This is a genomic window from Burkholderia sp. ABCPW 14 (assembly GCF_001523835.1).
Taxonomy (GTDB): domain Bacteria; phylum Pseudomonadota; class Gammaproteobacteria; order Burkholderiales; family Burkholderiaceae; genus Burkholderia; species Burkholderia mayonis.
Genome location: NZ_LOVS01000149.1, coordinates 250,746 through 276,853 on the forward strand (window position 1 = coordinate 250,746; position 26,108 = coordinate 276,853).

Sequence of the window (26,108 nt, forward strand, 5' to 3'; positions counted from 1 at the left end):
CAGAATAGATAACAAGAATGGAGGTTGATATGTTCCAGATGCTTCCGTCGATGACGTTCGGCCGACGCTTGTCGGTGTGGTGGTCCTGCATGTGGCGTCAGATGGTCGCGAACTTGCCGGTGTGGATCGTCGGCGCCGCGGTCGTCGGTTTTTGGGCGTGGCAAACCCGTTCCGTGTCCGGTCATCGGCCGCCGTCCGCTTTGCTCGTCGAGGTCGGCATCGCGGCTGTCGTCGTCTGCTTCCTGGTTTGCGTGCCGATTACCGGATACATGGTGCGCAGGGGCTTCGCGGTGCACGAGTTGAGCGCGCCCGACCGGCTGACGGTCCAGCAAGCGGCGCTGGTCGGCTTGACGACGGTGGGCTGGAGCGTGCTCGTGTCGCTGCCGATCGATGCGCTGACGTGGCCGCTGCGCCGTGACGGCCATCAGTTGCTCGGTCAGGCGATCCGGCTGGTGTGGTATTTCGCAGGCGGATTGTACGTCGTGCTGCCGCGGCAGGCGCGGCGGCTGCGGCTGCTTGCGGGCGATTCGGCGTAATGCCGCGCGCGTTGCGATCGGCGATGCGACCGGTTGCGGCGAGCGCGCATTGCGCCGCATAGCGATCGTGGCGAACGCGCGTTGCCTGGGGCAAGGCGGCGTACGGATCGCCCGTTGCGACCGCAATGACTGCCACGGCCGCGACGATCGCATCGCGCGATCTCGCGGCGCTCGCGTTCGAATCTGCGTTCGACATGCGGCTCCGCTCGCTCGCCGCTCGCCTGATCGCCGACGCTTGACCCTCCCACAGTGGGAAGATTCATTCTTTGGTCACCTCACATCTCTCGGAGAAGCAACATGAAGCTCGAAGTGAAAGACATGTCGTGCGGCGGCTGTGCGAACGCGATCACGCAGGCGATCACGGCCGTCGATCCGTCGGCGTCCGTTTCGGTCGACGTCGCGTCGAAGGTCGTCAAAGTCGGCTCGACGCTCGGCGCCGAGCGTGTGGCGGCCATCATCGAAGCCGCGGGCTTTCATCCGGCCGTTGTGACGGCGTGAGATCGCGAGGCCGGCGCCATCCCGCGTGGCACGTCACCACGTGCGGGATGGCGCGCGAAGCCCGCTGCGCGCCGCGCGGGCTTCGTCAGGTTTTCACGGTACGCAGCCGCAGCGCGTTGCCGATGACCGAAACCGAGCTCGCCGCCATCGCGGCGCTCGCGATGATCGGACTCAGCGTGATGCCGAACCACGGATACAGCACGCCCGCGGCGACCGGAATGCCAACCGCGTTGTAGACGAACGCGAAGAACAGGTTCTGGCGGATGTTCTTCATCGTCGCGACGCTGAGCGCGCGCGCCCGCGCGATGCCGCGCAAGTCTCCCTTCACGAGCACGATCCGCGCGCTGTTCATCGCGACGTCGGTGCCCGTGCCCATCGCAATGCCGACGTTCGCCTGCGCGAGCGCCGGCGCATCGTTGACGCCGTCGCCCGCCATGGCGACGACGCGTCCCTGCTGCTGCAGCGCCTGCACGTGCCGGTACTTTTCCTCGGGCAGCACGCCCGCCTTGACGCCGTCGAGCGACAGCGCCTTCGCGACCGCGTTCGCGGTGACCGGGTTGTCGCCCGTCAGCATCACGATGCTCGCGCCCGACGCCTTGAGTAGCTGCACGGCGTCCGGCGTCGTCTCCTTGATCGGGTCCGCGACGCCGACGTAGCCCGCGAGCCGCCCGTCGATCGCGACGTACATCACTGTCTGGCCGGCTTCGCGCAGGCGGTCCGCTTCCGCTTCGACGGACGCGCAGTCGACTACGAGATCCGCCATCAGGCGCGCATTGCCGAGCGCGACTGCGTGTTCGTCGATCACGCCTTTCACGCCTTTCCCGGGCACGGAATCGAACGATTCGACCGGCGTGCGCGCGGCGCCCGCCTGCTTCGCCTGTTCGATGATCGCCTGCGCGAGCGGATGTTCGCTCGCGCCTTCGAGGCTCGCCGCATAGCCGAGCAAGACGCGCTCGTCGCGCGCATCGAGCGCGACGAGCGCGTGCACGCGCGGCCTGCCCTCCGTCAGCGTGCCCGTCTTGTCGACGACGACCGTGTCGACCTTTTCCATCAGCTCCAATGCGTCGGCATCCTTGATGAGCACGCCTTCGCGCGCGCCGCGGCCGACGCCGACGATGATCGACACGGGCGTCGCGAGGCCGAGCGCGCACGGGCACGCGATGATGAGCACGCTGATCGCGATGACGAGCGCGTTCGCGAGCGCGGGCGCCGGCCCGAACGTCGCCCACGCGACGAACGCGGCCGCGGCGAGCGCGATGACGGCGAGCACGAACCAGCCGGATACCTGATCGGCGAGCGTCTGGATCGGTGCGCGCGAGCGACCCGCCTCGGCGACCATCTGCACGATCCGCGCGAGCAGCGTGTCGGTGCCGACTTTCTCCGCGCGCATCACGAACGTGCCCGTCTGGTTGACGGTCGCGCCCGTCACCTTGCTGCCTTCCGTCTTCTCGGCCGGCATCGATTCGCCGGTGATCATCGATTCGTCGACGCTCGAGTGTCCTTCGACGACAATGCCGTCGACCGGAATCTTCGAGCCGGGCTTCACGCGCAGCATGTCGCCGGCAACGACCGCTTCGAGCGGCACGGTCTCCTCGACGCCGTCCGGCTTCACGCGCACCGCCGTATGCGGCGCGAGCTGCAGCAGATCGCGGATCGCGCTCGACGTGCGCGAGCGCGCGCGCAATTCGAGCACCTGGCCGAGCAGCACGAGCGTCACGATCACCGCCGCCGCCTCGAAATAGAGCGGGATTTCGTGGCCGCTGCGCAACGCCTGCGGGAGCGCGTCGGGAAAGAGCAGCGCGAACATGCTGAACGCGTACGCGGCCGCGACGCCGAGCGCGATCAGGCTGAACATGTTGAGCCGCCGCGTCACGAACGACTTCCAGCCGCGCGTGAGAAACGGCCAGCCGCCCCACAGCACGACGGGCGTTGCGAGCGCCGCCTGCACGCATTGCGACCACGACGCGGCCATTCCGTGCGGCAGCGGCCAGCGCGAGAGGCCCGCGTCGATGCCCGTGCCGATGTCGAACGGCAACACCATCCGGCCCATCGTCATCAGCACGAGCGGCACCGAAAGCGCGAGCCCGACCCAGAAGCGTTTCGTCATCGATTCGAGCTCGGGATTCCTCTCTTCGACGGCGCCGGGCGCGAGCGGCTCGAGCGCCATGCCGCAGATCGGACAGTTGCCCGGCGCGTTCGTACGTATCCGCGGATGCATCGGGCACGTGTAGCCTGCGCCAGGCTTGGTCGCGGATTCGCTGGCTGCCTGGTTCGGCATCCCGACGAATTTCTGCGGCGACGCGCGAAACGTCGCCAGGCATTTTTCGCTGCAGAAGCGATACGTCCGGCCTTGATAGTCGTGCCTGAGTTTCGTGTCGATCGGCACGTTCATTTCGCAAACGGGATCGACGACGGTTTCGCCGGGCTTCGCCGCATCGTGCGCGTCGTGTACGCGATGCGGATCGCGCTGTTTGTTCGTGTCGTCGTGGTGATCGTGATGGACATGTGCGTCGTGCATGGCAAGCGCTCCAGTCGCGTCTGTGAGTGTTGGTTTCTCCCGCGTCGGCGAGCTCCGGCGAGGCGCGCGGCGTCATCGCGGCGCCGCACCGTGTGGCGGCTTCGGATCGTCTTTCGATGTTGCGCTTCTCCGGCCGGCTTCGCGAGCGCGGGAGACGGAAGCTCGCGAGCCGGTGTCGCTAGCGGTGCCGCTCATGGTCGTCTTCGGAATCGCGACGCGCCTCGTTTCCGGATGCGCGCCGGTGTCGATGTCCGCGACGCATGACGAGATGGGCGAGCGGACACGCGAGCAACAACGGATACGGCAGGAAGCCAAGAACGTGGTGGCGGCGGCGAGGCAGCAGCACGAGCGCAGCGATCGCGCCGACCACGCCGACCACGCCGACCACGCCGATCACGCCGATCACGCCGATCACGCCGATCACGCCGACCACGCCGACCACGCCGACCACGAGCGCGCCGACCGCAATGCTCGTTCGCGCGGACGGACGCGGGCGGCGCGGCGCGTTCATCGTCCTACTCCGCGCGGCGTGCCGTCGTCAGGCGGCACGCGCTTCATGAGCGGCCAGGCCGACCCATTGCCGTCGATGCGCGGGCTGCACGGCCGTATCCGCCGATGCCCGCGCACGGCAAGCAATCCCGAATCGCGTCGCGAGTGAGGCGGCGACCGTTGCAATCGCGAATCGATCGAACGCTTTCATTTCGGAAGCCTGAGCATCGTTCGAAGGCGACTACTCGTTCCACTGTAGTGCCGGTTGCAAGGTGCGAATTGATATACCTCAATCGAGCCCCGTTACTTGCCGGCCGCCGCGCGGTTTGAACGGGCATCGTGCAAAAATTCGAAATAGCGGCACGCGGCAGCGCGCGGTGCTTGTTGCCCGCTCGCGCTTGTCGACTATTGACGCAAATCAAGCTGATCCGGAACCGCATACGTAGCATCGATTCGACGCTTACGCGGCCGTCCGGGACCGGCCGTCCAAAACCGGCCGTCCAAACCGGCCGTCCGCGATCGGTGCGACGCCTTCCCGGCGAACAGCAACGGAGGTAGCAGATGCGATATCACTCATCGATCCCGCGCGCCGCGGCGGCGTGGACACGTCTGGTTCGGGCCGCGATGCTGGCCGTGCTGGCGTTCGCGTTGTCCGGCTGCGGCTATAACGCAATCCAGGTGCAGGACGAGCAAGTGAAGGCGAGCTGGTCGGAAGTGCTGAATCAGTATCAGCGCCGCGCGGACCTCGTGCCGAATCTCGTCAACACGGTGAAGGGCTACGCGAATCAAGAGCGCGACGTGCTCACGCGCGTCACCGAGGCGCGCGCGCAGGTCGGCTCGATTCGCGCGACGCCCGAACTGCTGTCCGATCCGCAGGCGTTCGCGAAATTCGAGGCCGCGCAAGGGCAACTGACGTCGTCGCTGTCGCGGCTCCTCGTCGTGTCTGAGAACTATCCGCAACTGAAGTCCGATGCGAACTTCCGCGATCTGCAAGCGCAGCTCGAAGGCACCGAAAACCGCATCACGGTCGCGCGCAACCGCTACATCCGCTCGGTGCAGGCCTACAACACGACGATCCGCTCGTTCCCGAGCAACCTGACCGCGATGGCGTTCGGCTACCAGGGAAAGCCGAACTTCTCGGTTGCGAACGAAGCGGAGATCTCGACGCCGCCGCGCGTCGATTTCGGGGCTGCGCCCGCGCCCGCGCCGGCCGCCGGAGCCTCGAATTGAAGTTCTTTCATGCGGCGTGCTTCGCCATCCTCACGTTCGCGTCGCTCGGCGGCGGCGTCTGCCGCGCCGAGCAGCCGGTGCCGCTGCTTGCCGCGCGCGTGACGGACGAGACGGGCACGCTGACGGACGCCCAGCGCGCGACGCTCGAACAGTCGCTGAAGGACTTCGAAACGCACAAGGGCAGCCAGATCGCCGTCCTGATCGTGCCGACGACGCAGCCCGAGACGATCGAGCAGTATTCGATTCGCGTCGTCGAGCAGTGGAAGCTCGGCCGCGCGAACGTCGACGACGGCGCGCTCCTCATCGTCGCGAAGAACGATCGCGCGCTGCGCATCGAAGTCGGCTACGGCCTCGAGGGCGTGCTGACCGACGCGACGAGTCATCGCATCATCGACGAGGTCATCGTGCCGGGCTTTCGGCGCGGCGACTTTTACGGCGGGATCTCGGCGGGCGTCGGCGGCATGATGCGCGTGATCGAAGGCGAGCCGCTGCCGCCGCCGCGCGCGCGGCGCGGCGAAGACGGCGGGCTCGGCCGCTTGCTGCCGGTGCTGTTCGTGATGACGATCGTCGCGGGCGGCGTGCTGCGCGCGGTGTTCGGCCGGCTCGCGGGCTCGGTCGTCACGGGCGGGGCGGTCGGTTTCGTCGCGTGGCTGTTGTCCGGCGCGCTACTCGTCGCGGTCGCGGCGGCCGCGATCGCGCTCTTCTTCACGCTGTTCGGCGGCGGGATGGGCGCGCGCGTCGGCGGCCCGTTCATCGGCGGCAGCGGCGGCGGCTGGGGCGGCGGACAGGACGGTTTCCGCGGCGGCGGCGGCGGGTTTGGCGGCGGCGGCGCGTCCGGGAGGTGGTGATGGATATCGGACGCATCGCGAGACATCTGCTAATGACGCGCTGGCGCGTCGGCGCCGCGTTTCCGAAGCGCACGCTCGACAAGATCGAGCAGGCGGTCAGGGCGAGCCACGGGAAGCACGTTGGTCAATTGCGCTTCGCGGTCGAGGGCGCGCTGCACGCATCGATGCTCTTCAAGGGGGTGACCGCACGTGAGCGGGCGATCGACGTGTTCTCCGAACTGCGCGTCTGGGACACCGAACACAACAACGGCGTGCTCATCTATCTGTTGCTCGCCGATCACGACGTCGAGATCGTCGCCGATCGCGGCATACATGCGCGCGTCGACAGCGACGACTGGGAAGAAATTTGCCGCGCGATGGAAGCCGAGTTCCGGCGCGGCCGCTTCGAGGCGGGCTCGATCCACGGAATCGAGCGCGTGACCGCGCTGCTCGCGCGGCACTATCCGTCACGCCGGGCGCCGGGCGACGAGCTGTCGAGCGCACCGGTCGTGTTGTAGGCAACGCGCTTTGCGCGCGGTCTTTCGAGATCGGGTGGCTTGCCGTTTCGCGCTCGCATCGAATCGGGCGAGTCGAGCCCGTTGCATCGCGCGCGTCGCGAAACCTGCCCGCGTATCGGTCATGGCGCGACGAAATTGCGCCTCATCGCCGGGCGCGATGCACTACTGTTTTTATATGTCCGTGCCTCATGCGATCCGATAGAAAGCGAGAGCCTTGGCGTGACCTGCGCCCCGCCGCCGGCCGGCTGCCGTCGATTCGTAAATTAAGGAGGCGAAAGATGCAGCGATTGGAACATGCGCTCAAGCGCGTCAAGGTCGGCACCGGCACGCCGATCGATTTCTCCGGCACGTGGAAGAACGAGCTCGGCTCGACGATGCAGATCGAGCAATCGGACGACAGCGTGACGGGCAAGTACAGGAGCGCGGTCAGCGAAAAGGGCGGCTCGACGAGCGGCGATCTGATCGGCTACGTCGACGGCGACCTGATTGCGTTCGTCGTTCACTGGGATCAGTTTCAGGCGATCACCGCGTGGGTCGGACAGTGCGAGCCCGGCACGTCGAACGACAGGATCAACACGCTGTGGCAGATGACGCAGCAGGTGGAGGCGGGCGACGAGTGGGCGTCGATCAACGCGGGGGCCGATACGTTCGTTCGGGCTTGATGAGGACGTGAAGCGCGAAGGTTCGGTGCGAGCGATCCGCGACGTTGCGCGGCGGATCGCTCGCCCGGCGGCGCGCGATTATTCCACCGTCACCGATTTCGCGAGATTGCGCGGCTTGTCGACGTCGGTGCCGCGCGCGCAAGCGGTGTGATACGCGAGCAGTTGCAGCGGCACGACGTGCAGGATCGGCGACAGCGGCCCGTAATGCTCAGGCATCCGGATCACGTGCAGCCCCTCGTCGTTGACGATGTGCGTGTCGGCGTCGGCGAACACGTACAGCTCGCCGCCGCGCGCGCGCACTTCCTGCATGTTCGACTTCAGCTTTTCGAGCAGCGTGTCGTTCGGCGCGACCGTCACGACCGGCATCGCTTCCGTCACGAGCGCGAGCGGCCCGTGCTTCAGCTCGCCCGCGGGATAGGCTTCCGCGTGGATGTACGAGATTTCCTTCAGCTTCAGCGCGCCTTCGAGCGAGATCGGATAGTGCAGCCCGCGGCCGAGGAACAGCGCATTCTCCTTGCGCGCGAATTCTTCGGACCACGCAATGATCTGCGGCTCGAGCGCGAGCACGCTGTTCAGCGCGGCGGGCAGGTGGCGCAGCTGCTTGAAGTAGTCGGCTTCGCGCGCCGCGTCGACGTGGCCGCGCAGCTTGCCGAGCGTCGCCGCGAGCACGAACAGCGCGGCGAGCTGCGTCGTGAACGCCTTCGTCGACGCGACGCCGATCTCGGTGCCCGCGTGCGTGAGGAATTGCAGCTCGGTCTGGCGGACCATCGCGCTCGTCGCGACGTTGCAGATCGCGAGCGTGTGCGCGTGGCCGAGCGCCTGCGCGTGCTTGAGCGCGGCGAGCGTGTCGGCCGTCTCGCCCGATTGCGAGATCACGACGACGAGCGAGCGCGGGTTCGGCACCGATTCGCGATAGCGGTACTCGCTCGCGATCTCGACTTGCGTCGGGATCTTCGCGATCGATTCGAGCCAGTACTTCGCGGCCAGACCCGAGTAGTAGCTCGTGCCGCAGGCGAGGATCAGCAGGCTGTCGATGTCGGCGAACACGCCGGCCCCCTTGCTGCCGAACAGCGACGGATCGAATGCATCGGCCTGCGGAATCGTGTCGGCGATCGCGCGCGGCTGCTCGAAGATCTCCTTTTGCATGAAGTGCCGGTACGGGCCGAGCTCGACCGCGCCGCCGTATGCGTTGACGACGCGCACGTCGCGCTCGGCGCGCGCGCCGCTGCGATCGACGATCCGCACGCCGTCGAGCGTCAGCTCGCAGACGTCACCTTCCTCGAGGAACGTGAAGTGATCGGTGCTGCCGGCGAGCGCGAGCGCGTCGGACGCGAGGAAGTTCTCGCCCTGGCCGAAGCCCACGACGAGCGGCGACCCCTGGCGCGCGCCGACGACGGTGTGCGGCTCGTCCTTGTGGATCACCGCGATCGCGTATGCGCCGTGGAGCTGCTTGACGGCTTCCTGGACGGCGGCGAACAGGTTGCCGCGATAGAGGCTGTGGATCAGGTGCGCGACGACTTCGGTGTCGGTCTGCGAGACGAACGCGTAGCCCTTGCCGCGCAGCGTCTCGCGCAGCGTCTCGAAGTTCTCGATGATGCCGTTGTGCACGAGCGCGAGCGCATTCGACGAGAAGATCGGGTGCGCGTTGTGCGTGACGGGCGCGCCGTGCGTCGCCCAGCGCGTGTGCGCGATGCCCGTCGCGCCATCGAGATGCGACTCGCGCACCTGCGCATCGAGATCGGCGACGCGCGCGACGCTGCGCGCGCGCTTCGGCGCACCCGGCGTAGGGGCGTTGGCGTCGAGCACCGCGACGCCGCACGAGTCGTAGCCGCGATACTCGAGACGGCGCAGTCCTTCGATCAGCACCGGAACGATGTTACGTTGCGCAACTGCGCCGACAATCCCGCACATGAAAATCCATCCTCGAAACTTGACAATGATGCGGGCGCGTCCGTGCGCGCCCGAAAAACGGTTCAGCTCTTCTTCTTGACGGGGCGCACGTAGCCGCTCTTCGCGGTCTGCGTCTTGTCGTTCAGCACGAGCATGCCTTCGGCGACGTCCTTCCAGACCGTCGTGCCCGCCGCGATCGTCACGCCGCGACCGACGCGCACCGGCGCGACGAGCTGCGTGTCCGAGCCGACGAACACGTCGTCCTCGATGATCGTGCGGAACTTGTTCGCGCCGTCGTAGTTGCAGGTGATCGTGCCCGCGCCGATGTTCACGCGCGCGCCGATGTCGGCGTCGCCGAGATAGCTCAGGTGGTTCGCCTTCGAGCCGTGGCCGAGCGTCGCGTTCTTCATCTCGACGAAGTTGCCGACGTGCGCTTCGTCGGCGAGCACAGCGCCAGGCCGCAGCCGCGCGTACGGGCCGACGACGGTGTGCGCGCCGAGCGTCGCGCCGTCGAGATGCGAGAACGCGTCGATGCGCGCGCCCGAGGCGATCGTCGCGTTGCGGATCACGCAGTTCGCGCCGATCGTTACGTTGTCGGCGAGCGTCACGTCGCCTTCGAACACGCAGTTCACGTCGATCGACACGTCGCGGCCGCACGTAAGCGTGCCGCGCACGTCGATGCGCGCCGGATCGGCGAGCGTCACGCCGCCGGCGAGCAGCGCGTCCGCGAGATTGCGCTGGTGAATGCGTTCGAGCTCGGCGAGCTGCGCCTTGCTGTTGACGCCGAGCGTCTCCCATTCGTCGTCCGGCTGCGTCGTGACGATCTCGAAGCCCGCTTCGATCGCCCGCTCGACGACGTCGGTCAGGTAATACTCGCCCTGCGCGTTGTCGTTGCCGAGCGCGCCGAGCCACATCGACAATTGCGCGGTCGGCGTGACGACGATGCCCGTGTTGATCTCGGCGATCTTCAGTTCGTCGGCCGTCGCGTCCTTCTGTTCGACGATGCGCGTCACGCAGCCCGCCTGATCGCGCACGATGCGCCCGTAGCCGGTCGGATCGTCGAGCATGACGGTCAGCACGCCGTAGCGCGCGTCGGTCGCGGCGTCGACGAGGCGCTTGAGCGTCGCCGTGCGCGTGAGCGGCACGTCGCCGTACAGCACGAGCGTCGGCTGAGACGGTTCGAGAAGCGGCAGCGCCTGGCGCACCGCGTGCCCGGTGCCGAGCTGCTGCTCCTGCACCGCGAACTGCACGTCGGGCGCGGCGACGGCCGCCTGCACCTGCTCGGCGCCATGGCCGACCACGACGACGAGCCGGGACGGCGCGAGCGCGCGGGCGGTATCGATCACGTGGGAGAGAAGGGGCCTGCCGGCCAGAGGATGAAGCACTTTCGGCAGCGCCGAACGCATGCGCTTGCCAGTGCCTGCCGCCAAAATCACGATATTCATGGCGCCAGTTTCGTAGGGAGAGTTCGAAGCTGGCCATTCTAGCATGCAGGCCCCCGCCGGCGCGGGGGCGCGGCGGGCCGGGAGGGGCGCGTAGGCCGCCGGCGGCCGCGGCGGCGGACAGGCAGTCCGGCTTGCGCGGATGTCGGGCCGGAGCGGGGCTGTGCGCAGGCGATCGCGCTGGAAATCGGGGCGCCGCGCTGCCGGCGAGGGCGGGCAATGAGCGCCCAGCGACGCGCATCGAGGTGCGGCAGGCGTCGCACACGCCACATGGATCGGGGCGGCGGCCGGCTTGCCGCAAGCGCGTGCCGCGCGGATCACGCCGGCGGTGCCGGGTTGGCCGTGTGCACTGCGTGCTCGCGCGGCGAGACCGGGCCGCGCCATGCGTCGTCAGTCGGCTTTGGTATTACGAGATTCGCGTCGCGTGCGAGCCGCCAGCCTCCTTGCGCAGGATCGTCAGCGTGCGTCCGCCGCGTCGCGCGGGCGGCGCACCGTTCGGGCCGCACTCCGTCAGATCGAGACGGTTGTGCGGATACGCCCAGTCGCCGAGCACGCAAAGCGCCTCGATGTCACCGTCGATATCGAGTTCGGCGCCCTTCGTCGCGCCGGCCGATGCCGCAAATGCGCGTTTGCCGAGCGGCTACTGGCCCGGGATCAGGAAGAGCGCGTCGTCCGCCATCAGGCTCGGCATCGTCGCGACGTCGCCGGTTCGGCTCGCCGCGAGCCGAGTGTCGACCCGCTCGCGAATCGCACGCTCGTCATCGCTCGTCTCGTTCGCTCCTTCGGCGTGACGCGTTCGATTCCATTGCGCGCGCCGCACGTCATGCACATCGCATTGCCATACACGATTCGCGGCGCGCAGCGGGAACGGATTCCGTTTGCACATGCCGCATTCGCCCGATGTTTTACAGTCCTGAAGGAATGATGTTCGGATATCTGAATAAAAGAGAGTCTCCCCTCGAATCGTTTTCATCGTCAGCGGTGTGTCACAGACGAAACGCAGACTCCGGCTCGCATCACGCGGCGGCAGCTCGGCGACATGGACCGATCGCGCCGCACGCGGCTTTTCAGGGGAAGGACAGTGAGTCAGGATCAGAACAATTCGTCGGCGCATTTCCACACGCGCCGGCGTCTCATCAGCGCGGCCGCCGCGGCGCTCGCAAGCTCGGTCGGCCTCGCGAGCTGCGGCGGCGACAGCGTCAGCGGCGGTTCGGGCGGCGCGCAGGCATTGGCCGCGGCATCGTCGGGCGCCGACACGGCGCGACGCAACGCGTCGTCGCCGCAGCCGCCGCAGTTGCCGCCGCCCGGTCAGTCGGGCATCGATCACGTCGTGCTCGTCGTGATGGAAAACCGCTCGTTCGACCATTATTTCGGCTGGCTGCCCGGTGCGAACGGCAAGCAGGCGGGCCTGCAGTTCCAGGATGCGTTCGGCGACATGCAGAACACGTTCCGGCTCGCGATCAGTCCGCTGTACGGTTTTCAAGGCTGTAATTTTGCGGACCCGGATCACAGCTATACGGGCGGCCGCATTCAGATGAACGGCGGCAAGATGGACGGTTGGCTGAAGACGCCCGACACGAACCGGACGGCGGGCGACCTGTTCCCGATCGGCTACTACCTCGGCGAGGATCTCGCGTTCTTCGGCCCGTGCGCGCAGAACTGGACGGTCTGCGACCAGTACCATTGCGGGATTCTCGCGGAGACCTATCCGAACCGCTTCTATCTGATGTGCGGCGAGACGGACCGGATCGTCAATACGTCGACGGTGTCGCAACTGCCGACAATCTTCGATCGCTTCGCGGCGAAGGGCGTGTCGTCGACGTACTACTACGGCGACGTGCCGTTCACCGCGCTGTTCGGCACGAAATATCTCGGCATCTCGAAGCTGTTCTCCGAATTCCTCGTCGACGCGGCGGCGGGCACGCTGCCCGCGTTCTCGTACGTCGATCCGCGCTTTCTCGGCGAGAACCCGGAAGGCGTGTCGGGCGACGATCATCCGAACTCGGACATCCGCAACGGCCAGGCCTTCCTGAACCAGATCTACGACGCGGTGCGCAACGGCCCCGGCTGGCAGCGCACGCTGCTCGTCGTCACGTACGACGAATGGGGCGGCTTCTTCGATCACGTCGCGCCGTTCCAGCGCCCGGTATCGACCGCCGAAGCGCTGCTCGGCAACGACGGCTATCTCGGCTTTCGCGTGCCGCTCGTGCTGATCGGGCCGACCGCGCAGCGCGGCTACGTGAGCCACTGGCAGTTCGATCCGAGCTCGATCCATCAATTCCTGATGTGGCGCTTCGGCCTCGATCCGCTCGGCGTGCGCAGCACGCTGTCGAACACGAACTCGATCGCGTACGCACTGAATTTCTCGTCGCCGGATTATTCGGCGCCGGCATTCAGCGTGCCGACCGGCCCGTTCGGCAACGTGTGCTCGAACACGGTCACGGGCGCGCTGACGAGCGCGGCCGGCATTCCGGGCATCAGCGATCTGCGCGCGGCCGCGACGACGCTCGGCTTTCCTTCACCCTGAATTCATAGGTTCGTCATCATGCAAGTTTCGTTCGATTCGCTGTGGCGCGCGCTGCGCGGGCTCTTCGCCGCGATGACGATGGTCGCGCTCGCGAGCTGCGGCGGCGCCGATTCGCCGGGCGTGGCCGGCAAGGCGGCCGCCGCCGCGCAAAACACGTCGGTTGTCGCGAAGGCGTCGGCGATGTCGCCGACGCTCGGCTCGATCCCGAAGATCGGCCACGTGTTCGTGATCGTGCTGGAAAACAAGGGCTATGCGGCGACGTTCGGCGCTGGCAGCCAGGCGCCGTATCTCGCGACGACGCTGACGAGCCAGGGCGCGCTTCTCACGCAGTACTACGGGATCGGTCACAACAGCAACGACAACTATCTGGCGATGGTGAGCGGCCAATCGCCGAATCCCCAGACGCAGGCGGACTGCCAGTACTACAGCGACTGGATCGGCACGACGATTCCAGACGCGAACGGCCAGGTGGTCGGCTCGGGCTGCGTGTATCCGCCCGCTGTCCGGACGATCGCGAACCAGCTCGAGACCGCGGGCCTGAACTGGCGCGGCTACATGGAAGACATGGGCAACGACCTCGCGCGCGACGGCGGCGCGACGTGCTCGCATCCGCCGCTCAACGGCCAGGACGGCACGCAGAAAGCGACCGCGACCGACGGCTACGCGACGCGGCACGATCCGTTCGTGTACTTCCATTCGATCGTGGACAACCCGACCGATTGCAACGCGCGCGTGGTGCGGCTCGACAACCTCGCGAACGACCTCGCGAATCCGAACACGACGCCTGCGCTGTCGTTCATCGTGCCGAATCTCTGCAACGACGGCCACGACGATCCGACGTGCGCGGACGGCACGACGGCGGGCGGACTGCCCGCGATCAATGATTTCCTGCAGAACTGGGTGCCGAAGATCACGTCGTCGGCGGCGTTCAAGCAGGACGGACTCCTGATCATCGCGTTCGACGAGGCGGACACGAGCGACGCGTCCGCATGCTGCGGCGAGCCCGCCGGGCCGAACACGCCGCTACCGGGCATCACCGGGCCGGGCGGAGGGCTGACGGGCGCGGTGCTGCTGTCGCCGTTCATCAAGGGCGGCACGATCAGCAACACGCCGTACAACCACTATGCGCTGCTGAAGAGTATCGAGGACGTGTTCGGGCTACCGTATCTCGGCTACGCGGGAACGAGCGGGCTGCAGTCGTTCGGCAGCGACGTCTATACCGCGCAGAAGCTTCAGTAAGCGAGGAAGATGCCCGGCCGCATGAGCCGGGCAGCGGCGGGGCCATATTCGACGAGAACGGCGTGCGCAGGCTTGCGCGCCGCCGTTCGTTTCGGTGCTCGGGCGAGCGCGCCGAAAAAGCGCGAGGATGCCGCCGGTCGCCGGCGGCCCGATGTCGCGCCGCGCACGAACGACGGTGCATCGTCATCATGCACGGTGCCAGACGAACGGCCGCATCGCGTGCGCGGAAAGCCGTTCGCCGTACGTCGGGCGCCGCGCTTTACAGATCGTCGAACTGCACGATCGACACGGATTTCGCACCGTCCGGCGCGCCCGCGTCGGTGCCGCACGGCTCTTCGTCGAACGCGATGTCGCCGTCGGGATCGGCGCGGCCCGTTGCGCGCAAGTCCGCGAACGGGAACAGCTTCGTGTCCATCAGGTGCGACGGCGCGACGTTCGCGAGCGCGTTGAACATGTTCTCGACGCGGCCCGGGAAGCGCTTGTCCCACTCGCGGATCAGCGCCTTCATCTCCGCGCGCTTCAGGTTCGGCTGGCTGCCGCACAGGTTGCACGGGATGATCGGGAATTCGCGCAGTTCCGCGTATTTCTCGAGATCGGTTTCCTTCACGTACGCGAGCGGGCGGATCACGACGTTCTTGCCGTCGTCCGACTGCAGCTTCGGCGGCATCCCTTTCAGCTTGCCGCCGTAGAAGAGGTTGAGGAGCAGCGTCTGAAGGATGTCGTCGCGATGGTGGCCAAGCGCGATCTTCGTCGCGCCGAGCTCGCCCGCGACGCGGTACAGAATGCCGCGGCGCAGCCGCGAGCACAGCGAGCAGGTGGTCTTGCCTTCCGGCACGAGGCGCTTGACGATGCTGTACGTGTCCTGATTCTCGATGTGGAACGGCACGCCGATAGTCGCCAGGTATTCGGGCAGCACGTGCTCCGGAAAGCCCGGCTGCTTCTGGTCGAGGTTCACGGCGACGATGTCGAAATCGATCGGCGCGCGCTCGCGCAGGCGCAGCAGGACGTCGAGCAGCGCGTAGCTGTCCTTGCCGCCCGACAGGCAGACCATCACCTTGTCGCCGTGCTCGATCATGTTGTAGTCGCCGATCGCCTGGCCGACCTGGCGCGCGAGCCGCTTGAACAGCTTGTTGTTTTCGTACGCTTCCTTCTGCTCGCGGCGCGTGAGCGTGCGGCGGCCGATCTCGGCGGCGTTCGCCTCGACGGCGGCGGCCGCGTCGGCTTCGTTCAGATGCGGGGTGTGGGGCGCATTCATGCTCGCTCCTCGTCCTTGATGCGAAATACTTCGACGCCGACGGCGTCGCAATCGGAATAGGCGTCCGGCTTTTCGGTGGAGACGCGCACCGCGCGCACCGCGTCGTGCGCGAGCAGGTTCGCCGCGATCGCGTCGCAGAGCGTTTCCTGCAGATGGATGTGGCCGCGCGCGACGCACTGCGCGACGCTTTGCTTCATCAGATCATAGTCGACGACTTCACGCAGCTTGTCCTCGACGGGCGTCGTCAGCGCGAGCGGCACGAACAGGTCGACGTTGATGACGACGCGCTGTTCGCCGCGCTTCTCGTGCTCGAAGGCGCCGATGTTCATGTACACCTCGTAGTCGCGCAGGTAGAGCCTGCGGCAATCGGCGAGCCTGGGGTGCAGGAGGGCGGCAAACATGGTCGTTCCAGTCAAAGGTAATGCATGCAAAGGGGCGCGGCCCGGCGCGGCGTCGATACGTCCGTACGTCCGCGCGCGGCCGCGCCCGTCAGTTCACCTCGTCCGCGGGCGGCGCGAGATGCTCGCCGCCGTCGACGGTCAGCGTCGCGCCGGTGACGCCCGGCGCGTCCGCGAGATAGCAGGCGGCGTCGGCGATGTCGTCCGCGCGCGGCGCGCGCCCTCGCACGAGGCCGACGACCCGCACCTTCGGCGCGAGCGCGAGCGCCTGCGCGGTCGTCGCGCGATGCAGCGCGGCTTGCGCGAGCGAGTGCGACAAGCGCTCGGGCGCCGGATGAAACAGCGTCTCGTCCAGCAGGTGAATCACGACCGCGCGCGCGCGCTCGTCGTCGCGCGCGGCGTCGGGCGTCGCGTCGGCGAGCGTGCGGGCGAGCACGAGCGGCGCGGCGACGCTGCGCGCCATCGCGCCCGCGAGCGACGCGTAGCCGACGTCGTGCGCGCTGTCCGCGACGGGCGCGGCTTGCGCGACGACACACGTCGGCCGGCCGAGCGCCGCGCCGCAGGCGGCGACGAGCCGCGCGACGTCGTCCTCGACCGACAGGTCGGCGACGAGCACCGCCGCGCGGCGGCCGAGCGCCTCGACTTCGGCTGCGAGCGCGGCGGCTGCGCGGGCTTCGTCGCCCGCGGCGGCCGCGAGCGCGACGTCCCAGCCGCGCCGCGCGAAGCCGACCGCGAGCGCGCGGCCGACGGCCGTAGTGTCGAGCGCGGGCGGCGTGGCGGCGGGCGAGCGGCCCGCGCCGGTCGTGCTGCGCGCGGCGGTAGCGGCGGATACGCCGGACGCGCCGCTCGGGCCGGCCGCGGCGAGCCCCCCGGGCTTGCTGCCGGAACGTGCGGTGTCCGAAGCGACGTTCGTTCGCTCGGCGCCCGCTCGCATGGCGTTCGCCGGCGCTGCGTCCGCCCGCGCGTCGCCGGATCGCGTGTCGTTTGCCCGGGCGGCGGCATCCGCCGCTCGCAAGGCGTCCGTCCGCAAGGCATCGGTTTGCACGGCGCCCGTGATCAGCACGACCCGTGCGGCGCTTGCCGCGGATGTGTCGCAGGTGTCGGCTAAGACGGTCATTTACAATGCCGGGATGAATCCGAAAGCTCACGAACCCGGTAGTTTACCCGTTCCCGGCCCCGACGCGCTCGCGCAGTCCGAATCGCTCGCCGCTTCGCTACGCGCCGAAATCGCCGCGGCGGGCGGCTGGATCCCGTTTTCACGCTACATGGAACGCGCGCTGTATGCGCCGGGCGCGGGCTACTACAGCGGCGGTGCGCAGAAATTCGGCCGGCGCGCCGAAGACGGCAGCGATTTCGTGACCGCGCCGGAGTTGTCGCCGCTCTTCGCGCAGACGCTCGCGCGTCCCGTCGCGCAGGCGCTCGAAGCGAGCGGCACGCGGCGCGTGATGGAATTCGGCGCGGGCACGGGCCAGCTCGCGGCGGGGCTCCTGGACGCACTCGCCGCGCTCGGCGTCGAGCTCGACGAATACGCGATCGTCGACTTGTCCGGCGAGTTGCGCGCGCGCCAGCGCGAGACGCTCGAAGCGCAAGCGCCCGGACTCGCCGCGCGCGTGTGCTGGCTAGATGCACTGCCCGAGCGTTTCGAAGGCGTCGTCGTCGGCAACGAAGTGCTCGACGCGATGCCGGTGCAACTCGTCGTCAAATACGCGGACGGCTGGCGCGAGCGCGGCGTCGCGATCGACGACGCGGGCGCGTTCGCGTTCTCCGACCGGCCGCTCGCGCGCGCCGAGGACGCGGCGCGCCTCGTCGAGATCGACGCCGACGAGTGCTACGTGACCGAGACGCACGACGCGGCGGCGGCGTTCGTTCGCACGGTCTGCACGATGCTCGCGCGCGGCGCGGCGTTCTTCATCGACTATGGCTTTCCGAGCCACGAGTACTACCACCGGCAGCGCGCGCAGGGCACGCTGATGTGTCACTACCGGCACCGCGCGCACGGCGACCCGTTCCTTTATCCGGGGTTGCAGGACATCACCTCGCACGTCGAATTCAGCGCGATCTACGAAGCGGGCGTCGGCGCGGGCGCGGATCTGCTCGGCTATACATCGCAGGCGCGCTTCCTGCTGAATGCGGGCATCACCGACGTGCTCGCCGAGATCGACCCGTCCGACGTACAACATTTCCTGCCCGCCGCGAACGCGGTCCAGAAGCTGATTTCCGAAGCGGAGATGGGCGAGCTCTTCAAGGTGATCGCGTTCTCGCGCGGCATCGACGGCACGCTCGACGCGTTCGCGCGCGGCGACCGCTCGCACACGCTGTAGCCGACGGGAGGCGATGCGATGCTGCGCTGGCTGCTCACCACGTTCATTGCCGTGATGGTGCTGACGCGCGCGTGGCCGTGGCTGTCGAAGCTCGGGGTCGGGCGCTTGCCGGGCGACGTGACACTGCGGTTCGGCTCGCGCGTCTATCCGTTTCCGTTCATGTCGACGCTCGTGATCATGGGCGTCGTGTCGGTGATCGCGCGGCTCTGGTGACGCCGACGTGCGGCGAGTCGCGGTGCGGCCGCGCTCGATGCGACATGCCGCGTCTCGCCCGGCTACGGCGAATGCGCGGCGGTGCGGCCGCGAGCCGCTGCGTTCGGCGCCGGCTGGCTATCTCCGAACCGCCGAGACGCGCGCCGACGGCTCGTCCAGGCTGTCATCGGCGCGGTCAGGCCGAATGGCTGCACCGACCGCCGCGCCGACCGCGACCGCCTCACAGCTCGAGCTCGCCGAGAATCCGATGCGCGAGCGCTTTTGCTTCGTCGAACGCTTCCGCTTCGTTCGCGCTCGTCGCGTCGACCTCGTAGACCATGTTGTCGGGCGCGCCGCCTTCGTCGCGGGACAGGATCACGTACCCCTGAAAGCGTCCGTCATCCGTCTTGCGGGTGTGCGCCTTGGCCGTATAAAGGCCCTTCGTGTAGGTGTTGCCGCCGTCCATGTTGCCTCTCCCGAGAAAGGACGCTTCATCGTAACATCCCGACGCCGCGCTTTCAGCGGCGGCAAAAGTGCACGGCTGGTTCAGGCATGGCTGGTTCGGGCACGGCCGGTCAGGTACTGGACGGATTCGACTGGGCCGGTCAGGCGCACGGCCGGATGAGCGCGGCAAGCCAAGGCACGTCAGGCCATGGTCCGGTCGGACGGAGAGGGCGGCCGCTCGGTTCGCGCATGGCTGGTCGAGGCATGGCCGGTCGAAGCACGGCCGGTTACGTACACGTCCGACCGGCCCGCGCGCGGCAGGCCCAGGTACCCGGCCTGCGGCTCGCCGTTCGCGGCGCGGCCGGCCCGGTCGCGCGCGACTGCTCACGCGCGACCGGCCAGCAAGAACGTCACGGCGCGACGAGCGCGACGACCTCGTCGAGCGTCGGCGCGTGCGCGCCCGTGTGGCGGCACGCCGCCGCGCCCGCTGCGAGCGCGAACGACAGATGCTCGCGCCAGCCGCGCTGAGGCACCGCCATTAGGCTGAACAGCAGGCCGCCGATCGTCGCGTCGCCCGCGCCGACCGTGTCCGCGACCTCGATGCGCGGCGGCTGCGCGTCGAGCGTCTCGCCGTTCGCATAGAGCGTCGCCGTGCCCGGCCCGCGCGTGACGAGGAGCGCCGCATGCGGATTGAATGCGCGCAGCCGCGCGATCGCACTCGCTTCGTCGTCGCCCGCGAACAGATGGCGCAAGTCTTCGTCGGACACCTTGATCAGGTCGGCGAGCTCGGCCATCTTCGCGAGCGTCGGCCGGTAGCCGTCCGTCATCAGATTGCGGTAGTTCGGATCGAAGCTGATCTTCACGCCCGCTTCGCGCAGTTCGCCGGCGAGCGCGACGAGCGTTGCGGCAAGCGGCTCGCGCACGAGGCTGATGCAGCCGAAATGCGCCCACTTCACGTGCTCGCGCCAGCCGTCGGGCAGCCGCTTCGGCTCGAATGCGAGATCGGCGCTGTTTTCGCCGATGAAGAAATACGCGGGCGGCTGCGTCTCGTGGACGATCGCGAGGAGCGGCGCGCGCTCGACCCGCTGCAGGAAGCGCAGATCGAGGCCGGCCGCCTCGCTCTCGCGCCACAGCTCGTCGGAGAAGCAGTCGCGGCCCACCGCGCCCGCGCACGCGCTCGGCGCGCCGAGCCGCGCGACGGCGCGCGCAACGTTCCAGCCGGCGCCGCCCGGGCGCGACGTCCAGTGCGCGCCGCCCGTGCGGACCATGTCGGTGAGGATGTCGCCCGCCGACACGAATTGCGGAAACCCTGCGCTCATCGAGCTCCTCCGTTGCGGCGGCGCGCGGCGCCGTTGCCTTTGTCCTCGCCGTTGCCGCTGTTGCGGCCGTGTCGGTTGCCGCGCTTCGCGGGCGCGGCTTCGCCGTCGCCGCCGCGCGCGCCGTGGCCGCCGTCGTCGCGCTTCTCGGCGAGCGCGTGCAGCACCTCGTAGCACGCCCCCATCGTGTGATAGTCGGTCTTGCCGGCCGGGCTCTTCTCGTCGCTGTACTTGCGGTTGTCGCAGGTGAGGATTCGGTACCACGCGCCGTAGCGATGATCGACGAAGTGCGTCCAGCTATAGCGCCAGATCTCGTCGTACCAGTCCCAGAAGCGCTCGCTGCCGGTGCGCTGCGCGAGGAGCGCGGCGGCCGCGAAGCTCTCCGCCTGCACCCAGAAGTACTTGTCGTGGTCGCACACCTTGTAGTCCGGCCCGAAGCCGTAGCAAAGGCCGCCGTGGTCGGCGTCCCAGGCGTGCGCGAACGCCGCGTCGAACAGCTCGATCGCGCGCGGCAGCAGCCAGTCGAGCGGGCGGTGGCGCTCCAGGATCAGCAAGAGCTTCGCCCATTCGGTCTGATGGCCGGGCTGGAAGCCCCATGGGCGGAAGATGTTCGAGCTGTCTTCCTTGTTGTATTCCCAATCGACCGACCAGTCCGCATGGAAGTGTTCCCACACGAGCCCCTGCGACAGCGCGGCCTGCCGCTGCACGATGTTCGTCGCGACCTTCTCCGCGCGGTCGAGGTAGGTCAGGTGGCCCGTCGCCTCGTACGCGGCGAGGAGCGCTTCCGTCGCGTGCATGTTCGCGTTCTGGCCGCGGTAGCTCGACACGGTCCAGTTCGCCGTCGCGTCGTCCGCGTAGAGGCCCGCCGCCCGGTCCCAGAAACGATGCTCCATCAGCTCGAACGTGTGCGCGATGAGCGGCTTCGCCTCTTCGACGCCCGCCATCGCCGCGTGCGCGACCGCGAGCAGCACGAACGCGAGCCCGTAGCAGTGGCGCGTGCCGTCGCGCGTCGCGCGCTTTTCGCCGTCGCGCCACTCGATCTCCCAGTCGTAGCCTTCGAGTTCGGCGTTCCAGTGCGCGTCGCGCAGGAAGCGCAGCCCGTGGCGCACGCGGTCGAGATCGCGCGGATCGCCGAAGTGGCGATACGCCATCGCGTAGTTGAAGACGAAGCGGCAGCTGCTGACGAGATGGCGCGTCGTGCGGTCATAGACGCTGCCGTCGTCGCGGAAGAAGTGGTAGAAGCCGCCCGCCGGATCGGACACGTTCGGCGCGTAGAAGCGCAGCGTGTCCTCGACGTGCGAGAGCAGGAACTGCGGGTCGCGGAAGCTCGCGACGTACGGCGCGCAAGCGTGCGGCGCGTCGGGCGCCGGACGGGGAGCGGGCGTGGCTGAGGTCGTCATGATCCGAGTACCGAGGTGAGGGCGCGCGGTGTGCGGGCGGCGCCTGCGCTGCTGGCCCGCGCGATCAGTTGCACAGGGAGGCTGAGTTCGGTCTGCGCGGGCGAATCGGCGAGCAGCAGCTCGACGCCTTGTCGGCCGAGCGCTTCCTTGTCGATCGCGAGCGTCGTGAGGGGCGGCGCCGCGTGCGCGGCGGCCGGAATGTCGTCGAAGCCGACGAACGCGATGTCGTCCGGCACGCGCATGCCGCGCTCGACGCACACGCGCATCGCGGCGAGCGCGGCCGCGTCGTTGTACGCGAACACGGCGTCGGGCAGCGGGCCGCCCGCGTCGAGCAACTGCCGCATCGCATTCGCCGCGCCGGCATCGGGGCCGAGGCTCGTGTCGATCGACAGTTCGAGCGACGGATCGAGCAGCATGCCCGCGTCGAAGAACGCGCGGCGATAGCCGAGCGCGCGCTGCGCGATGCTGTAGTGCGCGAGCGAGCCGCCGATGAACGCGACGCGCCGGCGGCCCGACGCGAACAGGTGATGCATCGCGAGCGCCGCGCCGCCCGCGTTGTCGACATTGATCGAGCGCAGCCCGGGCGCGCGGATGTCGATGAGGACGAGCGGCCGGCCCGTCGCGGCGAGCGCTTCGAGCGTTTCCGGCTCCATGAAGCCCGCGACCGCGATCGCGTCGGGCGCGTGCGGGCGCATCTGGCGGATCACGTCGTCGGTCGGGCCCGTCGTCAGCAGCGACGGCACGATCCCCCGTTCGCGGCACGCGTCCTCGACGCCGTGCAGCACGTGCGAGAAGAACGGCGTCGTCGCGAAGTTGTTGTGCTGGCGATGCAGCAGGAACGTGAGCCGCTTGATCCGCGGGCGTAGCTGCGTCGGATCGTAGTTCAGGCGGCGCGCGATCTCGACGATGCGAGCGCGGGTCGTTTCGGACAGGCCAGGCTGATTCTTGAGCGCGCGCGACACGGTGCCGATCGACACGTTGGCCGCCTGTGCGACGTCGCGAATGGTGGTGCCCATCGTGTTGAGCCGGGATGTTTAGGGTGTTCGCGATTGTATAGTAAAAATCGCCGCGCAACGCCCCAGGATTGCGCCGATCCGGCTCATAAGCGCTTATATATGAAAGGTTAATCGGATCATAATCGTTTACTAAAAATACTAAACAGATTGCCTCGCGCGCGTTTTCTCGACGCTCACGCCGCGACCCGGAAGATGGCGGCCGCCTCGCGCAGCGCGGCGGCCTCGTCGGCGAGCGCGCCCGCGGCGCTCGCCGCCTTCTGCACGAGCAGCGCGTTGTGCTGGGTCATCTCGTCCATTTGTGCGACCGCGCGATTCACCTGGTCGATGCCGGAGCGCTGCTCGTCGGACGCGTGCGAGATCTCGTCGACGAGCGTCGCGACCTGCCGCACCGATGCGAGCATGCCGACGATCGTGCCGCCCGCCGCCTTCACCGTGTCCGTGCCGAGCTCGACTTCGCCCGTCACGCCGGCGATCAGCGCCGAGATCTCCTTCGCCGCCTGCGCGCTGCGATGCGCGAGGCCGCGCACCTCCTGCGCGACGACCGCGAAGCCGCGGCCCGCCTGGCCGGCGCGCGCCGCCTCGACGGCCGCGTTCAGCGCGAGCAGGTTGGTCTGGAAAGCGATCCCCTCGATCGTCGACGAGATGCTGCGGATCTGCTGCGAGCGCACCGACAGCGCCTCCATCCGCGCGATCGCGTCGCGCGCGGCGGCGTCGCCCTGCTCGGCCTGCGTCGACGCCGCGAGCGCGAGCGCGCTCGCCTGCCGCGCGTGATCGGCGTTCGTGCGCACCGTCGCGGCGAGCTGCTCCATGCTGCTCGCCGTCTGCTGCAGGCCGGCCGCGTGTTCGTCGGTGCGGCGCGACAGGTCGTGGTTGCCGTGCGCGATGTCGGTCGTCGCGTGCGCGATCGCGTCGGCCGCGCGCTGCAGCGTGCCGATCGTCCCGGCAAGCCGCGCGCGCATCGCGTGCATTGCGTGCAGCACGCTGCCGGATGCGGCGGCGCCGGCATGCACGTCGAGCGCGAGATTGCCGGACGCGATTTCGTTCGCGACGGTCGCCGCGTAGCCCGGCTCGCCGCCGAGCTGCCGCGCGAGCGCGCGCGCCATCGCCGCGCACAGCACCGCGACGGCGGCGACGCACGCGATCACGCAGCCAGCGACCGCCCACTGCACGAGCCGCGCGTCGCCGCGTGCGCGGTCGTACGCGTGCTGCGCCGCCTCGAGCTGCCACTGGCGCAACTGCGCGGTCTCGCCTTTCACGCGCTGCGCAACGGGGTCGAGCGTCTGCGTGACGACCCATTGCGCTTCGGACAGGTTGTTCGCCTTCAGCAGATCGACGGCGGGCTTGATGCCCTTGTCGCGCAGCATCGCCCAGTCGGCGGCGAGACGCTCGGCCTGCGCGCGTTCGGTGTCGGCGCGCGGCGTCGCGCGATAGTCGGCGAGCAGGCGATCGATCGCGGCGACGTCGCGCGCCGATGCGGCCGCGACCGCTTCGGTTTTCGCGGCGGACGGATCGAGCACCGCGTCGCCGACCGCGTAGCGCGTTTGCGTGACGAGCTCGTCGATCGACGAGATTCGCTGCAGCGTCTTCGCGCGATCTCCGAAGACGTGCGCGAGCGCATCGCCGACGCGCGCGACGCCGGTGAGGCCGATGCCGCCGACGGCGGCAAGCACGAGGACGACGACCGCGACGAGGGCGCGCAGCCGGGTTTTGACGGTGAGGCGGGTGGTGTTCATCAGGGGCGATTCCGCAAGCGGCGCGTCGCGCTCGTGACGCGTCGAGCCGTGACGAGAAGCCGGCTTAACGGCGTCGGGGAACGGAGATTGAATGAATTTTTCGTGAAGCGATGCCCTGTTTTGGCGCATCGGGTTTGTGAAGCGCGTTGCGCGGAGTTCGGATTGGCGTAGGTGAAAGCGGCGGGGCTGAGTGGAGCCTGACAGGATCGGCGAGCCCGGCCGGCCGGCGGGCGCGAAGCGCTTGAAGGATCGAAGGATCGAAGGATCGGACGGGGGAGCGTCGGGCAAGTCGCGAGCGTTAGGATGAACGAACGGCGGGAGGACGAAAAAAGGCGAAAGAGCGACGAGGAGAGAAATGGGGAAACGGAAAGGCGGAAAAGCGGAAAAGCGGAAAAGCGGAAAAGCAGAAAAGCAGAAAAGCAGAAAAGCAGAAAAGCAGAAAAGCAGAAAAGCAGAAAAGCAGAAAAGCAGAAAAGCAGAAAAGCAGAAAAGCAGAAAAGCAGAAAAGCAGAAAAGCAGAAAAGCAGAAAAGGCTGCGAAGCCAAGCAAGCGCGGCGCGGCGAAGCGACTCGCTTCGCCGCGCGCGCCCCGTCGCGCTCAGCGTTTCGCCGCCCCGGCGCTCGTGCCCGTACCGATCGACCCGCCGCCATGCGCGCCCGTCTCCCGCTCGCGGCTCGTGTCGCGTGCGCCCCAGCGCTGCGCGAGCGCCGCGCAGGTCATCAGCTGGATCTGATGGAACAGCATCAGCGGCAGCACGACTGCGCCGACCGCGTGCGCGGCGAAGATTACCTTCGCCATCGGCACGCCGGCCGCGAGGCTCTTCTTCGATCCGCAGAAGATGATCGTGATCTGGTCCGCGCGATTGAAGCCGAGCCGCTTGCTGACGAGCGCCGTGACCGCGATCGCGATCGCGAGCAGCACGACGTTGACGACGATGAGGCCCGCGAGCGCGATTGGCGGAATCTGGTGCCAGAGCCCTTCGTTCACTGCTTCGCTGAACGCGACGTAGACGACGAGCAGGATCGAGCCCTGGTCGACGAAGCGCAGCACGCCGCGGTTGCGCTCGATCCAGCGGCCGATCACGGGACGCAGCAACTGGCCGGCGATGAACGGCACGAGCAGTTGCATCACGATCGCGCCGATCGTGCTCCACGGCGACGCCGTCGCGCCCGTGCCCTGCGACGTGATCATCAGGCCGACGAGCGCGGGCGTGACGAAGATGCCGAGCAGGCTCGATGCGGACGCCGAGCAGACGGCGGCGGGCACGTTGCCTTTCGCGATCGACGTGAACGCGATCGACGACTGAACGGTCGACGGCAGCGTGCAGAGGAACAGCACGCCGGCGTAGAGCGCGGGCGTGACGAGCGGCATGAGGACGGGCTTGAGCGCGAGCCCGAGAAGCGGGAAGAGCGCGAACGTGCTGAGCAGCACGACGGCGTGCAGCCGCCAGTGCGTCGCGCCCGCGATGATCGCCTCGCGCGACAGCTTCGCGCCGTGCAGGAAGAAGAGGAGGCCGACCGCGATGTTGGTCGCCCAGTTGAATACGTGCGCGGCCTCGCCGCGGCACGGCAGGAAGCTCGCGAGCACGACGGTGCCGACGAGCGCGAGCGTGAAATTGTCGGGAATAAAGCGGGAGCGCGCCATTTCGGATCTCGGA

The 26,108-nt window shown here is 68.4% G+C and carries 24 protein-coding genes; 11 read left to right on the plus strand and 13 right to left on the minus strand.

The features are described 5' to 3' along the window. The first annotated feature begins 29 nt into the window (after positions 1-29). Both WS62_RS24560 and WS62_RS24565 read left to right on the plus strand, forming a co-directional pair. The gene (locus WS62_RS24560; RefSeq protein WP_066576360.1) at positions 30-536 is read left to right on the plus strand and encodes a hypothetical protein; all 507 of its coding nucleotides are present in this window, start codon (positions 30-32) and stop codon (positions 534-536) included. A 297-nt stretch (positions 537-833) separates the two neighbouring features. Then, positions 834-1,034, plus strand: coding sequence for a heavy-metal-associated domain-containing protein (locus tag WS62_RS24565; protein WP_066576363.1), 201 nt, complete (start codon positions 834-836; stop codon positions 1,032-1,034). 85 nt (positions 1,035-1,119) lie between these two features. On the opposite strand, the gene WS62_RS24570 is transcribed toward WS62_RS24565, so the two are convergent. Both WS62_RS24570 and WS62_RS38415 read right to left on the minus strand, forming a co-directional pair. Further along, positions 1,120-3,552: a heavy metal translocating P-type ATPase gene (locus WS62_RS24570; protein WP_066576365.1), complete on the minus strand. Its 2,433-nt coding sequence runs from the start codon at positions 3,550-3,552 to the stop codon at positions 1,120-1,122. Positions 3,553-3,730: 178 nt separating this feature from the next. Beyond that, positions 3,731-4,063, minus strand: coding sequence for a DUF2933 domain-containing protein (locus WS62_RS38415; RefSeq protein ID WP_231748408.1), 333 nt, complete (start codon positions 4,061-4,063; stop codon positions 3,731-3,733). A 539-nt stretch (positions 4,064-4,602) separates the two neighbouring features. Here WS62_RS38415 and WS62_RS24580 point away from each other — a divergent pair. The 4 genes from WS62_RS24580 to WS62_RS24595 all read left to right on the plus strand — a co-directional run bounded on the left by WS62_RS24580 (position 4,603) and on the right by WS62_RS24595 (position 7,278). Beyond that, a complete protein-coding gene (locus tag WS62_RS24580; RefSeq protein WP_066495857.1) occupies positions 4,603-5,271 on the plus strand; it encodes a LemA family protein in 669 nt (222 codons plus the stop codon). Then, positions 5,268-6,119, plus strand: coding sequence for a TPM domain-containing protein (locus WS62_RS24585; protein WP_066576366.1), 852 nt, complete (start codon positions 5,268-5,270; stop codon positions 6,117-6,119). The genes WS62_RS24580 and WS62_RS24585 overlap by 4 nt, the downstream gene beginning before the upstream one ends. Next, positions 6,119-6,616, plus strand: a complete 498-nt coding sequence (locus WS62_RS24590) for a TPM domain-containing protein (RefSeq protein WP_066576367.1) — start codon at positions 6,119-6,121, stop codon at positions 6,614-6,616. The genes WS62_RS24585 and WS62_RS24590 overlap by 1 nt, the downstream gene beginning before the upstream one ends. Before the next feature lie 278 nt (positions 6,617-6,894). Beyond that, on the plus strand, positions 6,895-7,278 hold the full coding sequence (locus WS62_RS24595; RefSeq protein ID WP_066576368.1) for an avidin/streptavidin family protein: 384 nt from the start codon (positions 6,895-6,897) through the stop codon (positions 7,276-7,278). Between the two features lie 78 nt (positions 7,279-7,356). Here the strand turns inward: WS62_RS24595 and glmS are convergent, their stop codons facing one another. Both glmS and glmU read right to left on the minus strand, forming a co-directional pair. Continuing rightward, positions 7,357-9,189 (minus strand): glutamine--fructose-6-phosphate transaminase (isomerizing), encoded by a 1,833-nt coding sequence (glmS, locus tag WS62_RS24600; protein ID WP_066576371.1) that lies wholly within the window; start codon positions 9,187-9,189, stop codon positions 7,357-7,359. A 62-nt stretch (positions 9,190-9,251) separates the two neighbouring features. Continuing rightward, positions 9,252-10,613 (minus strand): bifunctional UDP-N-acetylglucosamine diphosphorylase/glucosamine-1-phosphate N-acetyltransferase GlmU, encoded by a 1,362-nt coding sequence (gene glmU / locus WS62_RS24605; protein WP_066576373.1) that lies wholly within the window; start codon positions 10,611-10,613, stop codon positions 9,252-9,254. A 379-nt stretch (positions 10,614-10,992) separates the two neighbouring features. On the opposite strand from glmU, the gene WS62_RS39070 reads away from it, so the two are divergent. The 3 genes from WS62_RS39070 to WS62_RS24620 all read left to right on the plus strand — a co-directional run bounded on the left by WS62_RS39070 (position 10,993) and on the right by WS62_RS24620 (position 14,376). Further along, on the plus strand, positions 10,993-11,535 hold the full coding sequence (locus WS62_RS39070) for a hypothetical protein (RefSeq protein ID WP_156441119.1): 543 nt from the start codon (positions 10,993-10,995) through the stop codon (positions 11,533-11,535). Positions 11,536-11,691: 156 nt separating this feature from the next. Then, the gene (locus WS62_RS24615; protein ID WP_066576375.1) at positions 11,692-13,137 is read left to right on the plus strand and encodes an alkaline phosphatase family protein; all 1,446 of its coding nucleotides are present in this window, start codon (positions 11,692-11,694) and stop codon (positions 13,135-13,137) included. 18 nt (positions 13,138-13,155) lie between these two features. Then, positions 13,156-14,376: an alkaline phosphatase family protein gene (locus WS62_RS24620; RefSeq protein ID WP_156441120.1), complete on the plus strand. Its 1,221-nt coding sequence runs from the start codon at positions 13,156-13,158 to the stop codon at positions 14,374-14,376. 259 nt (positions 14,377-14,635) lie between these two features. Here the strand turns inward: WS62_RS24620 and ttcA are convergent, their stop codons facing one another. The 3 genes from ttcA to WS62_RS24640 form a co-directional block, all read right to left on the minus strand. Further along, entirely contained in the window at positions 14,636-15,631 is a 996-nt protein-coding gene (ttcA, locus tag WS62_RS24630; protein ID WP_066576387.1) for a tRNA 2-thiocytidine(32) synthetase TtcA, read from the minus strand. Then, positions 15,628-16,032 carry a dihydroneopterin aldolase gene (locus WS62_RS24635; RefSeq protein ID WP_010111662.1) on the minus strand — a complete coding sequence of 135 codons (405 nt, stop codon included), beginning with the start codon at positions 16,030-16,032 and terminating at the stop codon, positions 15,628-15,630. Before WS62_RS24635 ends, ttcA begins: the two co-directional genes overlap by 4 nt. An 88-nt stretch (positions 16,033-16,120) precedes the next feature. After that, positions 16,121-16,963 carry an SDR family oxidoreductase gene (locus tag WS62_RS24640; protein WP_231748409.1) on the minus strand — a complete coding sequence of 281 codons (843 nt, stop codon included), beginning with the start codon at positions 16,961-16,963 and terminating at the stop codon, positions 16,121-16,123. 196 nt (positions 16,964-17,159) lie between these two features. Between WS62_RS24640 and WS62_RS24645 the strand changes: the two genes are divergently transcribed. Together WS62_RS24645 and WS62_RS24650 are read left to right on the plus strand one after the other, a co-directional pair. Further along, entirely contained in the window at positions 17,160-18,350 is a 1,191-nt protein-coding gene (locus WS62_RS24645; RefSeq protein ID WP_066576396.1) for a class I SAM-dependent methyltransferase, read from the plus strand. A gap of 18 nt (positions 18,351-18,368) precedes the next feature. Further along, complete coding sequence (locus WS62_RS24650) at positions 18,369-18,563, plus strand: DUF2905 domain-containing protein (protein ID WP_059471933.1); 195 nt, start codon at positions 18,369-18,371, stop codon at positions 18,561-18,563. 220 nt (positions 18,564-18,783) lie between these two features. On the opposite strand, the gene WS62_RS24655 is transcribed toward WS62_RS24650, so the two are convergent. The 6 genes from WS62_RS24655 to WS62_RS24680 form a co-directional block, all read right to left on the minus strand. After that, positions 18,784-19,008, minus strand: coding sequence for a hypothetical protein (locus tag WS62_RS24655; RefSeq protein ID WP_066495837.1), 225 nt, complete (start codon positions 19,006-19,008; stop codon positions 18,784-18,786). Positions 19,009-19,396: 388 nt separating this feature from the next. Then, positions 19,397-20,305 carry a carbohydrate kinase family protein gene (locus WS62_RS24660; RefSeq protein ID WP_066576398.1) on the minus strand — a complete coding sequence of 303 codons (909 nt, stop codon included), beginning with the start codon at positions 20,303-20,305 and terminating at the stop codon, positions 19,397-19,399. Then, on the minus strand, positions 20,302-21,702 hold the full coding sequence (locus tag WS62_RS24665; RefSeq protein WP_066576401.1) for an AGE family epimerase/isomerase: 1,401 nt from the start codon (positions 21,700-21,702) through the stop codon (positions 20,302-20,304). Before WS62_RS24665 ends, WS62_RS24660 begins: the two co-directional genes overlap by 4 nt. Beyond that, a complete protein-coding gene (locus WS62_RS24670; RefSeq protein WP_066576403.1) occupies positions 21,699-22,718 on the minus strand; it encodes a LacI family DNA-binding transcriptional regulator in 1,020 nt (339 codons plus the stop codon). Before WS62_RS24670 ends, WS62_RS24665 begins: the two co-directional genes overlap by 4 nt. 173 nt (positions 22,719-22,891) lie before the next feature. Then, the gene (locus WS62_RS24675; protein ID WP_066576404.1) at positions 22,892-24,451 is read right to left on the minus strand and encodes a methyl-accepting chemotaxis protein; all 1,560 of its coding nucleotides are present in this window, start codon (positions 24,449-24,451) and stop codon (positions 22,892-22,894) included. 597 nt (positions 24,452-25,048) lie between these two features. Continuing rightward, positions 25,049-26,095 carry a bile acid:sodium symporter family protein gene (locus WS62_RS24680; protein ID WP_066576407.1) on the minus strand — a complete coding sequence of 349 codons (1,047 nt, stop codon included), beginning with the start codon at positions 26,093-26,095 and terminating at the stop codon, positions 25,049-25,051. Positions 26,096-26,108: the final 13 nt, after the last annotated feature.